Annotated in this window: 10 protein-coding genes; 3 read left to right on the forward strand and 7 right to left on the reverse strand. The window is 72.2% G+C overall.

The window, feature by feature from the left end:
• The first annotated feature begins 11 nt into the window (after positions 1-11).
• Both KDY119_RS08800 and KDY119_RS08805 read left to right on the forward strand, forming a co-directional pair.
• A complete protein-coding gene (locus tag KDY119_RS08800; protein ID WP_083890838.1) occupies positions 12-413 on the forward strand; it encodes a DUF6804 family protein in 402 nt (133 codons plus the stop codon).
• Between the two features lie 40 nt (positions 414-453).
• On the forward strand, positions 454-1,326 hold the full coding sequence (locus tag KDY119_RS08805) for an LLM class F420-dependent oxidoreductase (protein ID WP_036950254.1): 873 nt from the start codon (positions 454-456) through the stop codon (positions 1,324-1,326).
• 24 nt (positions 1,327-1,350) lie between these two features.
• Here the strand turns inward: KDY119_RS08805 and KDY119_RS08810 are convergent, their stop codons facing one another.
• The 4 genes from KDY119_RS08810 to KDY119_RS08825 all read right to left on the reverse strand — a co-directional run bounded on the left by KDY119_RS08810 (position 1,351) and on the right by KDY119_RS08825 (position 6,753).
• Entirely contained in the window at positions 1,351-2,880 is a 1,530-nt protein-coding gene (locus KDY119_RS08810) for an ATP-binding protein (RefSeq protein WP_083890837.1), read from the reverse strand.
• Positions 2,881-2,930: 50 nt separating this feature from the next.
• Positions 2,931-4,718 carry an FAD-dependent oxidoreductase gene (locus KDY119_RS08815; protein ID WP_227994585.1) on the reverse strand — a complete coding sequence of 596 codons (1,788 nt, stop codon included), beginning with the start codon at positions 4,716-4,718 and terminating at the stop codon, positions 2,931-2,933.
• Between the two features lie 119 nt (positions 4,719-4,837).
• Positions 4,838-5,500: an FMN reductase gene (locus tag KDY119_RS08820; RefSeq protein ID WP_036950989.1), complete on the reverse strand. Its 663-nt coding sequence runs from the start codon at positions 5,498-5,500 to the stop codon at positions 4,838-4,840.
• 74 nt (positions 5,501-5,574) lie between these two features.
• Complete coding sequence (locus tag KDY119_RS08825; RefSeq protein WP_036950252.1) at positions 5,575-6,753, reverse strand: LLM class flavin-dependent oxidoreductase; 1,179 nt, start codon at positions 6,751-6,753, stop codon at positions 5,575-5,577.
• 132 nt (positions 6,754-6,885) lie between these two features.
• Here KDY119_RS08825 and KDY119_RS08830 point away from each other — a divergent pair, with 132 nt between their 5' ends.
• Complete coding sequence (locus KDY119_RS08830) at positions 6,886-7,509, forward strand: L-threonylcarbamoyladenylate synthase (protein ID WP_036950250.1); 624 nt, start codon at positions 6,886-6,888, stop codon at positions 7,507-7,509.
• 32 nt (positions 7,510-7,541) lie between these two features.
• Here KDY119_RS08830 and KDY119_RS08835 read toward each other — a convergent pair whose 3' ends face one another.
• The 3 genes from KDY119_RS08835 to KDY119_RS08845 all read right to left on the reverse strand — a co-directional run bounded on the left by KDY119_RS08835 (position 7,542) and on the right by KDY119_RS08845 (position 12,210).
• Complete coding sequence (locus tag KDY119_RS08835) at positions 7,542-8,120, reverse strand: Dps family protein (RefSeq protein WP_036950247.1); 579 nt, start codon at positions 8,118-8,120, stop codon at positions 7,542-7,544.
• 90 nt (positions 8,121-8,210) lie between these two features.
• Positions 8,211-9,698 carry a lipase maturation factor family protein gene (locus KDY119_RS08840; RefSeq protein ID WP_036950245.1) on the reverse strand — a complete coding sequence of 496 codons (1,488 nt, stop codon included), beginning with the start codon at positions 9,696-9,698 and terminating at the stop codon, positions 8,211-8,213.
• Positions 9,699-9,744: 46 nt separating this feature from the next.
• Positions 9,745-12,210, reverse strand: a complete 2,466-nt coding sequence (locus KDY119_RS08845) for a glycogen/starch/alpha-glucan phosphorylase (protein WP_036950243.1) — start codon at positions 12,208-12,210, stop codon at positions 9,745-9,747.
• Between the last annotated feature and the right edge of the window lie 23 nt (positions 12,211-12,233).

Consider the following 12,233-nt stretch of genomic DNA (forward strand, 5'->3'; position numbering starts at 1 on the left):
AGGCTCGAGGCGTGAGCCCGAACCCGCCCCGCCGCCCGTCCAGTCCCGCACCGGGGAACCGCTCGGGCGGCCGGCCCGCCGACCGGTACGGCGACGACGGCACCCTCCGGTCCGCACTCTTACCCGGGATCCTCGGCGGGATCGCGACGCTCGTCGGGACGGGGTTCTCGTCGTCGTCGGGCGGGTTCACCGTGATCCGCTACCTGGTCGCGATCCTCGCGCTCATCATGATCGTGTTCGCCGTGCAGGCGAAGGCCTTCGTGTGGGTGCTCCCGCTCGCTGCGGCCGTGGTCCTGTGGAACCCCGTGGTCGCGTTCGACTTCCACGGCGCGTGGTGGGGGATCGTCCAGCTCCTCGTGGCCGCCTTGTTCGTCGTCGCCGGTGTGCTCATCAAGGTCCCCGCCGACGACTGACGCTTGACTTCGAGCGCGCTCGAAGGTGAAGCATCGAGGCATGCGACTCGGTGCTCACCTCATGCGGTTCGACTCGGTCCCCTCCACGGCCCTGCGCCAGGAGCTCCTCGACACGGCGGACGCCGCCGAGGAGGCGGGGCTGGGCTGGCTGTCCGTCATGGACCACTGGTTCCAGATGGTTCGCGCCGGCTTCCCGGCGTCGGACCCGATGCTCGAGGCCTACACGACGCTCGGGTTCCTCGCCGCCCGCACCGAGACGGTGCAGCTCGGAGCCCTCGTCACCGGCGTGACGTACCGGTACCCGGGGCTTCTCGCCAAGACCGTCGCGACGCTCGACGTCCTCGCCGGAGGCCGGGCGACCCTCGGCATCGGCGCGGCCTGGTACGAGGAGGAGCACGCGGCGCTCGGCGTGCCGTTCCCGCCCCTCAAGGAGCGGTTCCAGCGCATGGAGGAGGCCGTGCTGATCGCCCGGCAGATGTACGACCCGGCGAACGACGGCCCGTTCGACGGCGCGCACTACCGGCTCGGCGAGACGCTGTGCTCCCCGCAGCCCCTCAGCAAGCCGGAGATCATGATCGGCGGCTCGGGGGAGAAAGTGACGCTGCGGCTCGTCGCGAAGCACGCCGACGCCTGCAACCTCTTCGCCGCCGACACGGACAGGCTTCGGCACCTGCTCGATGTGCTGCACCGCCACTGCGACGACGTCGGCCGCGACCCGGCCGAGATCCGGGTCACCACGCTCCACGGCGGCGAGAAGCTGCTCGCCGGCGATGTCGACGGGTTCGTCGACGAGATGCGCGGGTTCGCGGCGCTCGGCGTGGACACGGTGATCCTGCGCCCGCCGGCCACGTCGCTGGCCGCGTGGGTGCGCGACGTCGTGACCCCGGCCGTCGCCCCGGTCCGCGACCTCTGACACCTCGCGACGCCGACGTCGCGGTCAGGGGGTCGGCTGGTCGGCGGTCGGGGCCATGAGCGGGAGGCGGACGACGAACCGCGTGTCCCCGGGCTGGGAGGTCACCCGCAGGTCGCCGTGGTGCTTGGTCACCACGATCCGCCACGCGATGTCGAGCCCGAGCCCCGTGCCCGAGCCCACGGGCTTCGTCGTGAAGAACGGCTCGAAGATGCGGGGCAGCACGTCGGCGGGGATGCCCGGGCCCGTGTCGCCGATCTCGACCTCCACGGCGTCGTCGGGCGCGTCGGCGGCGCGCCGCGTCGTGATCGTGAGCGTGCCCGACCCGCCCCGGCCGCCCATGGCCTGCGCGGCGTTGTCGACGATGTTCGTCCACACCTGGTTGAGCTCCGCGGCATACACGGGCACGGGCGGGAGCGTCCGGTCGTAGTGCCGGACGACGTCGACGGCAGGCCCGAGGGCGTGCTCGAGCATGACGAGCGTCGAGTCGAGCAGCTCGTGCAGGTCCGCCCGACCCTCGGGCGCCCGGCCGATCTGCGAGTACTGTCTCGCGGCGCCGACCAGCGTCGAGATCCGGGTGGTGGCGTCCTCGATCTCGCCCATGAGCTGCTCGGTCTCGAGCGTGTAGCCGATCCAGCGCACCGCCCCGTCGAGCGCGTCCGGGGCGACGAGGGCCGCGACCTTGTCGAGCCACGGCCCGTCGACGCCCGCCTGCACGAACGCGGGCGCGAGGTCCCACCCGGCGCGCAGCCCGTGCCCGTCGAACCAGTCGACCAGCTCGTCCTCGAGGTCCGACGCCTCGAGGGGGCTGGGTGCCGTGCCCTCGCCCGCGGCGTCGTGCAGGTGCTGGACCGCCTCCTCCTGGAGCTGGATGAGGGTCGCGATGCTCGTCCGGTCGTACGGTCCGGCGGCGATGAACGAGAGCTTGTGCCGCATGCCGGCCACGCGCTCGCGCAGCGTCGCGGTCGCGCGGGAGGCGGCCGCCGCGGGGTTGTTCAGCTCGTGGGTCAGCCCCGCGGACAGCGATCCCAGCGCGAGCAGGCGCTCGCGCTGGCCCACCGCCCGCTCGGTGCTCTTCTGCCCGAAGAACAGCCCCTCGAGCAGGTGGACCGCCATGGGGAACCACGACGTCATGAGCTCGCGGAAGTCGTCCGCGGACAGCACGTAGAACCGTGAGGGCCGCAGCACGCGCAGCGACTGCTGGTAGGTCTGCGGCGCCCGGTCCCCGAGGTAGGCGCTCCATGCCCCCGAGTAGACGCCGCGCTGGTCCGTGCGGTTCACCTCGACGTCGTCGTCGCCCACCCGGCGATAGGTGGCGACCTCACCCTCCATGAGCACGAACAGGCACCGGGCCGGGTCGCCCTCCGTCAGCAGCATGCCGGGACCGACCTGCTGCACGGCGCCGTGCTCGCACAACCAGACGAGCTGGTCGTCGTCGAGCTTCTCGAACAGGAAGAGCGTGCGCAGCTCGTCGATGTCGCACGGCTCGTCCGGCCCGACGACGCACGGTCCGGCAGCGCGACCGGCCCGCCCGTCCCACGGCTGGTGCTCCGTCATCGTGTCTCCCGTCGTCGGTCCGTCATCGTTGGTCCGTCATCGTTGGTCCGTCATCGCTGATCGAGGTACCGGTGCACGAGCATGACGGCCATCGCTCCCTCGCCGACGGCCGACGCCACGCGCTTGGCGGACTCGGACCGGACGTCGCCCGCCGCGAACACGCCGGGCACGCTCGTCTCGAGGTGGTACGGCGGACGGTCGAGCCCCCAGCCGGCCGGCGGCGCGCCGTCCTGCAGGAGGTCCGGGCCCGCGACGACGAAGCCGTGCGCGTCGCGGACGACGACGCCGTCGAGCCAGTCGGTGCGAGGTGCCGCGCCGATGAAGACGAACAGCCACCCGGTCTCGACGGGCGTCCGGTCGCCCGTGGAGACGTCCTGCAGGACGACTCCCTCGAGGTGGTCGTCCCCGTTCGCCTCGACGACCTCGGCGCCCAGCCGCACGTCGATCCGCGGGTGCGCGCGCACCTGGTCGACGAGGTAGCTCGACATGCCCTGCTCGAGCGACGCTGCGCGGACCACGAGCGTCACGCGCGCGGCGTCGCGCGCGAGGAACACCGCGGCCTGGCCGGCCGAGTTCGCACCGCCGACGACCAGGACCCGTTCGCCCGCGCACGAGGGAGCCTCCGTGAGGACGGAGCCGTAGTACACGCCGCGACCCACGAGACGCGCGAGCCCCGGACCGCCGAGCATCCGGTACGAGACCCCGCTCGCGAGGATGACGGTCTGCGCGTCCAGGCTCTGCCCGCCGGAGAGCCGCACGGTGTGCGCGGAGCCCTCGACGTCGAGGCCCACGACCTCTCGGGTGGTCACGAGCTCGGCCCCGAACTTCAGCGCCTGCCGCCTGGCCCGCTCCGTGAGCTGGCTCCCCGACACGCCGTCGGGGAAGCCGAGGTAGTTCTCGATCCGGGACGACTGGCCCGCCTGCCCGCCCGTCGCGGTCCGTTCGACGAGCGCGGTCCGCAGCCCCTCGGACGCGCCGTAGAGCGCCGCGGACAGGCCGGCCGGTCCGCCTCCCACGACCACGAGGTCGTAGAAGTCCGACGACGGCCGCGTCACCAGGCCGACGCGCTCCGCGAGCTCGGAGTCGTCGGGGGCGACGAGGACACCGCCGTCGGGCGTGACGACCACGGGCAGCGGGGGCGGGTCGGCGAACGTGGTGCCGAGCCGCCCGGCGGCCGCGGTGAGCAGCCGGTCGCCCTCGGGCGAGTCGACGGCGTACCAGCGGTAGGGGACGGCGTTGCGTGCCAGGAGCTCGCGGACCTCCGACGAGCGCGCGTGCCACCGGTGCCCCACGACCTTCGTCTCGGCGACGGGCTGCGGGGCGCGGCGCGACCACGCCTCGAGCTGGGCGTCGAGGACGGGGTAGAGCTTCTCCTCGGGCGGGTCCCAGGGCTTGAGGAGGTAGTGGTCGAGGTCGACGACGTTGACCGCCTGGATCGCGGCGTCGGTGTCCGCGTAGGCCGTCAGGAGGATGCGGCGCGCGGCCGGGAACAGGTCCATCGCCTGCTCGAGGAACTCGATCCCGCTCATCCCCGGCATGCGGTGGTCGGCGACGAGCACCGCGACCGTCTCGCCGCGCAGCTTGACCTCGTGGAGGACGTCGAGGGCCTGCTCGCCGGACTCGGCCCGGACGACGCGGTACGTCTCGCCGTACCGGCGGCGCAGGTCGCGTGCCACGGCCCTCGAGACGCCGGGGTCGTCGTCGACCGTGAGCAGCACGGGCCGGGCCCGGTCGGAGCGACCGGCGCCGGTCCCGGAGCCCGCGGGCTGCTGCGGGACGGTGGGCGCGCTGCGCGGCGGTGCGCCGTCGAGCGGCGGGCTGGCGATGGACGTGCTCACGCGGGGGATCCTCCGGGGACTCGACGGCGCCGGCCCGCGGGGTGCGTCGCACCCCGCGGACCCGGCCTCCAGTCTCCGCCGTCCGGACCGCTCGCGCGAGGGTCCGAGCGGATCCCGCGTCAGCCGGCGAGCCCGCCCAGCAGGTCCTCGAACGAGGGCGTCCCGGAGAAGGGCTCGGCAGACCCCGACGCCTGCGCGCGCGGCGCCCGTGAGGCGACGGTGCGGGCGAGCTCGCCGCCCGCGCGTCGGACGCGCTCGGGGAGCGTCCCCGCGCTGCCACCCGCCTCGGCCCAGTCGTCGGTCGCGGCGAAGACGCTCGTCGTCACGACGTCGGCCCGCAGGTAGGTGAACAGGGGCCGGAGCCCGTACTCGAGGGCGAGGGAGTGCCGCGGCGTGCCGCCCGTCGCTCCGAGGAGGACGGGCATCCCGACCAGCGAGTCCTTGTCGAGGATGTCCACGAAGGACTTGAACAGCCCCGAGTAGGTCGTGGTGAACAGGGGCGTGACGAGCACGAGCGCGTCGGCGCCGGTCACGTCCTCGATCACCTGGGCGAGGTCCCCGGACGCGAACCCCGTGAGCATCGCGTCCATGATCGCGTGCGCGTGGTCGCGCAGCTCGACCGTCTCGACGGTCGCGTCCACGCCCTGCTCGGCGAGCGCAGCGACCGTCGCCTCGGCGAGCCGGTCGCCCAGCAGGCGGGTCGACGACGGCTGGCTCAGGCCGGCGGAGACGAGGACGACGTGGCGCGGGCCGACGGTGCTCGCGGGCTCGGGCTGGTTCACGATGCTCCTTCTGATGCTGAGATCGTCGGGTCGGTTGACCACGTCAAGTGTCGCACCGGCGGTCGGGGTCGTGGTCATCGGGTCGCCGCCTCGGCGGTCTCGTCGGCGTCGTCCTCGGCGCGTCGGCCGGTCCACCGGTCCTCTCCGACTACGTGCAGGCCGGTGGCCTCGCCCGCGGCCTGCGCCTTGGCGACGAGATCGGCGTGCGTGGGCGGGTTCGACGGCACGCCCTCGGGGCGGTGCTTGTCGGCCTCCGCGCGCAGCACGGGGACGATGTCCTCGGCGAGGATGTCGATCTGCTCGAGCACGGTCTTCAGCGGCAGGCCCGCGTGGTCGACGAGGAAGAGCTGGCGCTGGTAGTCGCCGACGTCCTCGCGGAAGGCCGCGTACCGGTCGATGACCTGCTGCGGGCTGCCGACGGTCAGGGGCGTCTCGCGGGTGAAGTCCTCCATCGACGGGCCGTGCCCGTAGACGGGGGCGTTGTCGAAGTAGGGCCGGAACTCGTCCCAGGCCTTCTGCGAGTCCTTGCGGACGAACACCTGGCCGCCGAGCCCGACGATCGCCTGGTCGGCGCGGCCGTGGCCGTAGTGCTCGAAGCGCTGGCGGTAGAACGCCACCATCTGCTTGGTGTGCTCCATGGGCCAGAAGATGTTGTTGTGCAGGAACCCGTCGCCGTAGTACGCCGCCTGCTCGGCGATCTCGGGCGAGCGGATCGAGCCGTGCCAGACGAACGGGGGGACGCCGTCGAGCGGGCGCGGGGTCGAGGTGAAGCCCTGGAGCGGGGTGCGGAACTTGCCCTGCCAGTCGACGACGTCCTCGGTCCACAGGCGGCGGACCAGCGCGTAGTTCTCGATCGCGAGGTTGATGCCCTGCCGGATGTCCTGCCCGAACCACGGGTAGACCGGGCCGGTGTTGCCGCGGCCGAGCATGAGGTCCATGCGGCCGTCGGAGATCACCTGGAGCATCGCGTACTCCTCGGCGATGCGGACCGGGTCGTTCGTGGTGATCAGGGTCGTGGCGGTCGAGAGCGTGATGTTCTTCGTCACGCCGGCGAGGTAGCCGAGCATGGTCGTGGGCGAGGACGCGACGAACGGCGGGTTGTGGTGCTCCCCGGTCGCGAAGACGTCGAGCCCGGCCTCGTCGGCGTGCTTGGCGATGGTAAGGATGTTGCGCACCCGCTCGGTGTCGTCGGGCGTGCGCCCGGTCGTCGGGTCGGTGGTGACGTCGCTGACCGTGAAGATGCCGTACTGCATGCTGCGCTCCCGCTGCCTCGCTCGTCTGGTCCATGCGTTTGCATGTATCGACGGCGTCAACGGGAAGCACACCCGGGGTATTCCCCGGGCGCCTCCTCACTCCGGGAGCCGACTCGTCCTAGGCTCGAACGTATGGCGCGCTACTTCGACGTCCACCCCGTCAACCCGCAGCCACGCTCGATCGAGCAGGTCGCGCAGCTCGTGCGTGAGGACGACCTCATCGTCTACCCGACCGACTCGTGCTACGCGCTCGGCTGCCGGCTGGGCAGCCGCACCGGCCCCGAACGCATCAGGAAGCTCCGGCACCTCGACGCCCGGCACGACTTCACGCTCGTGTGCGCCGACTTCGCCCAGCTCGGCCAGTTCGTCATCGTCGACAACGCCGCGTTCCGGTCGATCCGTGCCGCGACTCCCGGCCCGTACACGTTCATCCTCAAGGCCACGGGCGAGGTCCCGCGCCGCCTCGCGCACCCGAAGAAGCGCACCGTCGGGGTCCGGATCCCCGACAACCCGGTCGCGCTCGCGATCGTCCGGGCGCTCGGCGAGCCGATCGTGTCCTCCACGCTCCTGCTGCCCGGGCACGAGGACCCGCTCACGGACGGCTGGCAGATCAAGGAGGAGCTCGACCACGCCGTGGACGCCGTCGTCGACGGCGGGGACTGCGGCACGGAGCCCACCACCGTCGTCGACCTGACCGGCGGCGCCCCCGAGGTCGTACGCGTCGGCGCCGGCGACCCCGCTCCCTTCGAGAGCTGAGCCACCGGCGCCGTTCGGACCGTGGCGGGCCGTCAGGGCTTCCCGCGGGCCCCCGACTCGGCCGCGCCCGCAGCCGACTTCTCGGTGCGCTTGCCCTCCGTGGACAGGTCACCACCGGCGTTCTCCAGGTGCGCACGCACGAACCAGTGGAACAGCTCGAGCGAGTGCAGGTGGCCGATCAGCATGTCGTTCGTGACGTCGTCGACGTCAGCGGTGTCGTCCGCGGCCTGCCGGTGCGCCGCGATCACGCCCTGGTACACCTCGTCCAGCGCACCCAGGTGCGCGATCGCCGACGCGCGGCCGAGCGAGTAGTCCTCCCAGGTCCGGCCCGCGACGATCGCGCCGGGCGTGCCCTGCGGCGCCACCCCGAGGGTCGCGATGCGCTCCGCCGTCTGGTCGACCATCGCCCGGACCTCCTCGACCTGCGGGTCGATCATCTCGTGCACGGAGATGAAGTGCGGGCCGATCACGTTCCAGTGCACGTGCTTGAGCGTCAGCGCGAGGTCGTTGAGCGAGTTCAGCCGGTCCTGGAGGATCGCCGCGACCTTCTGCCCGTCCTCCAGGGACATACCGGGGACCGTGTAGTGCGGGGTGGGCTTGCGGGTTGCCATCCTCAGACCTCCTTCGAGCGGCGCGACCGTCACGCCGCCGTGTCCACCGTGACCCGGGACCGCGGCCTTCGCACCTCGGCCCGGCCGTGCTCACACCGCGGAGCGGCGGGCTTCAGCGAGCGTGAGCGGAGGCTCCAGGACGGTGAGCTCCTCGCGCGTCCAGAACGCGCCCGTCCGACGGCGCTCCTCACGGCTCGTGTACCGGTACCGGTACAGCACGGCCCGGACGGCGACGGGCCGCTCGCCGTGGAAGGGATCACGGCGCAGAAGGGCGAGCGTCGGCCGGTCGGCCTCGAGCAGCCGCAGGAGGAAGACGTCGAACCACGAGCCGCTCCACGGGTCCCGGTACCCGCGCAGCGCGAGGAACCACATGAGCCAGTCGAGCCGCAGGTGGTAGGGCGCGACCTGGGGCGGGCGCCTGCGCACGTCGCCCGGCTTGCCCCGGAACTCGTACGCGGCCCAGCGGGGCTCGCGCACCTCTCCGAGCTCGCGCGTGCCCTCGACGACGACCTCGAACCGGTCCTTCGTGACGGACCCGAACGCGCCGTAGGCGTTGACGAGCCGGTAGCGGTCGAAGCTCGCGTTCATGAGCTGGTGGCGCGAGAAGAGGTTCAGCAGGGGCCGCCGGCTCTTGACCAGCAGGAGCACCGCCGCCAGGCCGACCACCACCGCGAAGGCGACCGGGACGACGTCGGGCGGCCGGGATCCCACGGCCACGGCGTCGTCGTCGGGCACCCAGGGGAGCACCCGAGCCCACACGCCGTCGCTCACGACCCCGAGCGCGAGGACGATCGCCGCCCAGTTGAGCCACGAGAAGTTCCCCGTGAGCACCAGCCAGAGCTGGGTGAGCACCATGACGCCCGCGCCGACCGACGCGACGGGCTGCGGCGCCGCGAGCAGCACGGGGGCGCCGAGCTGTGCCACGTGGTTGCCGACCACCTCCAGCCGGTGCCACCACGACGGCAGGTGATGCGCCCACCAGGACAACGGACCCGGCAGGGGCTGCGTCTCCTGGTGGTAGTACATCGCCGTCAGGTCGCGCCAGGCGCGGTCGCCGCGGAGCTTGATCAGCCCCGCGCCGAACTCGAGCCGGAACAGCAGCCAGCGCGACAGACCGAGGATGACGACGGGCACCGCGACCCGGGTCGAGCCCAGGAACGCGAGCAGGAACAGGGCCTCGCACAGCAGCGACTCCCAGCCGAACGAGTAGAACGTCTGCCCGACGTTCACGATCGACAGGTACAGCACCCACAGCAGCAGGAACACGACGGTTACGACCCACCACGGCCCCGCCTGGGCCAGCCCGACGACGACGCTCCCCGCGAGCGCCACCCCGACCCATGCGTAGCCGCGGAAGAGGCGGTCGGTGTACCGCCACCGGAAGACGGAGGGCGCGCGCCGCCACGAGGTCCGGGCGACGAACCGGGGGACGGGCTCGAGGCCGTGCTCGCCGAGCAGCGCGGGGAACTGTGCCAGGGCGGACGCGAGCGCGACGATCGCGAGCGCCGCGAAGCCCCTCAGCAGGACTTCGCGCGCGACGTCGTACTCGTCGGTGCCGAACCAGGCGGCCCAGTCCATGAGCCCACGCTAGGGCGGACCGGAGCGTCCCGCTGGGCAGGGGCCCTCAGCTGGCGCGCGGCTCCGCGGGGACGGGGTTCGCGTGCCAGACGCGGTCCAGGTAGTCGCGGATCGACCGGTCGGAGCTGAAGAAGCCGGACCGGGCGACGTTGAGGATCGCGGACCGGGACCAGGCGTCCGGGTCGGCGTAGGCGGTCTCGACGCGTTCCTGGGCGTCGAGGTAGGCGCGGTAGTCGGCGAGGACGAGGAAGCGGTCCTTCCAGAGCAGGTCGGACACGATCGGTTCGAAGACGGTGCGGTCGCCCCCCGAGAACGCGCCCGACGCAATGAGGTCGATGGCACCGCGCAGGTCGGCGTCGGCCTCGTAGTAGGAGCCGGGGTCGTAGCCGGCGTCCTGCACGGCTTGCGCCTCGGGCTCGGTGAGGCCGAACAGGAAGAAGTTGTCGTCGCCCACGAGGTCGCGGATCTCGACGTTCGCGCCGTCGAGGGTGCCGACGGTGAGCGCGCCGTTGAGGGCGAGCTTCATGTTGCCCGTGCCTGACGCCTCCTTGCCGGCGAGCGAGATCTGCTCGGACAGGTCGGCGGCGGGGATGAGCTTCTCGGCCAGGGTCACGTTGTAGTTGGCGGGGAACGCGACGCGCAGCCGGCCTTGGAGCTCGGGGGCGGCGTCGACGGCGGTGCCGACCGCGTTGACGAGCGCGATGATCTCCTTCGCCATCTTGTAGCCGGGCGCGGCCTTGGCTCCGAAGACGACGACGCGCGGGGTGATGTCCTCGGCGCGCAGCTCGCCGCGCAGGACTCGGTCGTAGAGCGTGACGACGTGCAGGACCTTGAGCATCTGGCGCTTGTACTCGTGCAGCCGCTTGATCATGACGTCGAACATGGCGTCCGGGCTGACGACGATGCCGTCCCGCGACTCGAGCAGGCCGCTGAGCCGCTGCTTGTTCGCGGCCTTGACCGCGCGGAAGCGTTCGCGGAACGCCGGGTCGTCGGCGAACGGCTCGAGGCCGCGGAGCTGGTCGAGGTCGCGGACCCAGCCGTCGCCGATCGCGTCGTCGACGAGGGCCGAAAGCCCGGGGTTGGCGAGGCGCAGGAACCGGCGCGGCGTGACGCCGTTGGTGACGTTCGTGAACCGGTCGGGCCACAGCTGCGAGAAGTCGTGCAGGACGACGTCGCGCAGGAGCTGGCTGTGCAGCTCGGCGACGCCGTTGACGCGGCTCGAGCCGACAGTCGCCAGGTAGGCCATGCGCACGGCGCGCTCGGGGCTCTCCTGGATGATCGACATCCGGCGCAGCTGGAGCTCGTTCGCGCCCTCGGCGCGGAGCCCGTCGAGGAACTCCTCGTTGATCCGGTAGATGATCTCGAGGTGCCGGGGCAGCAGCCGGCCGAGCAGCTCGACGGACCACACCTCGAGCGCCTCGGGCAGGAGGGTGTGGCACGTGTAGTTGAAGGTGCGGCGTGTGATGTCCCACGCGCGCTCCCAGGCGACGCCGTGGTCGTCGACGAGGATCCGCATGAGCTCGGGGATGCCGATCACGGGGTGGGTGTCGTTGAGCTGGAACGCGACGCGGTCGGGGATGGCGTCCCAGTCCTGGTCGCGGACCATCCGGTCGAGCAGGTCGCGCAGCGACGCGGCCACGAAGAAGTACTGCTGCTGCAGGCGCAGCTCCTTGCCCTGCGGCGTCGAGTCCTCGGGGTAGAGCACCTTGGAGATGTTCTCGGCGTACGTCTGGCCCCGGACGGCCGCCTCGTAGTCGCCGGCGTTGAACGTCTGGAGGTTGAACGCCTTGGTGGCGCGGGCGCTCCACAGCCGCAGCGTGTTGACGTTGCGGGTCCCGTAGCCGGGGACGAGGTAGTTGTAGGGCACGGCCTCGACGGTCCAGCCCGGGACCCAGGTGCGTCGATCGTCGGTCCCGGCATCGGCCTCGGGTGCCTCGACGTGGCCTCCGAAGCCCACCGTCACGGCCATCTCGGGGTGCGGCAGCTCCCAGGGTGACCCGAGCGCGAGCCAGTCGTCGGCCTGCTCGACCTGGCGCCCGTCGACGAACGTCTGCCGGAAGATCCCGTACTCGTAGCGGATGCCGTAGCCCACGGCCGGGATGTCGAGGGTGGCGAGGGAGTCGATGAAGCACGCGGCGAGGCGGCCGAGGCCACCGTTGCCGAGGCCGGGCTCGACCTCCTGCTCGACGACGTCCTCGAAGGACACGCCGAGCGACGTGAGCGCCTCGCGGGCCACGTCGGTCAGGCCCGTGGCGAGGAGGGCGTTCTCGAGCTGTCGCCCGAGCAGGTACTCGGCCGACAGGTAGGCCACGACCTTGGAACGACGGGGGAGCTGGGTCGCGAGGGTGTCGAACCACCCGTCGACGAGGTGACGGCGGACGGTACGTCCGAGCGCCGTGTAGAGGTCGGTCGGCGAGGCGTTCCGCAGGCTCACGCCCTGCTCGTGGAGCAGCTGGTCGCGGAACTCGGCGGCGAAGGACTCGGCGGACGGGAGCGCTGAGGTGCTGGTCACCGTCCTACCGTAGCGAGACCCAC

The sequence above is a fragment of the Luteimicrobium xylanilyticum genome (assembly GCF_009429125.1).
Classification (GTDB): domain Bacteria; phylum Actinomycetota; class Actinomycetes; order Actinomycetales; family Cellulomonadaceae; genus Luteimicrobium; species Luteimicrobium xylanilyticum.

Excerpts from the sequence above, each read along its gene's own strand:
- KDY119_RS08830 (WP_036950250.1), top strand. The coding sequence starts at position 6,886 with ATGGCGCGCTACTTCGACGTCCACCCCGTCAACCCGCAGCCACGCTCG.
- KDY119_RS08805 (WP_036950254.1), top strand. The coding sequence starts at position 454 with ATGCGACTCGGTGCTCACCTCATGCGGTTCGACTCGGTCCCCTCCACG.
- KDY119_RS08810 (WP_083890837.1), bottom strand. The coding sequence starts at position 2,880 with ATGACGGAGCACCAGCCGTGGGACGGGCGGGCCGGTCGCGCTGCCGGA.
- KDY119_RS08840 (WP_036950245.1), bottom strand. The coding sequence starts at position 9,698 with ATGGACTGGGCCGCCTGGTTCGGCACCGACGAGTACGACGTCGCGCGC.
- KDY119_RS08835 (WP_036950247.1), bottom strand. The coding sequence starts at position 8,120 with ATGGCAACCCGCAAGCCCACCCCGCACTACACGGTCCCCGGTATGTCC.
- KDY119_RS08825 (WP_036950252.1), bottom strand. The coding sequence starts at position 6,753 with ATGCAGTACGGCATCTTCACGGTCAGCGACGTCACCACCGACCCGACG.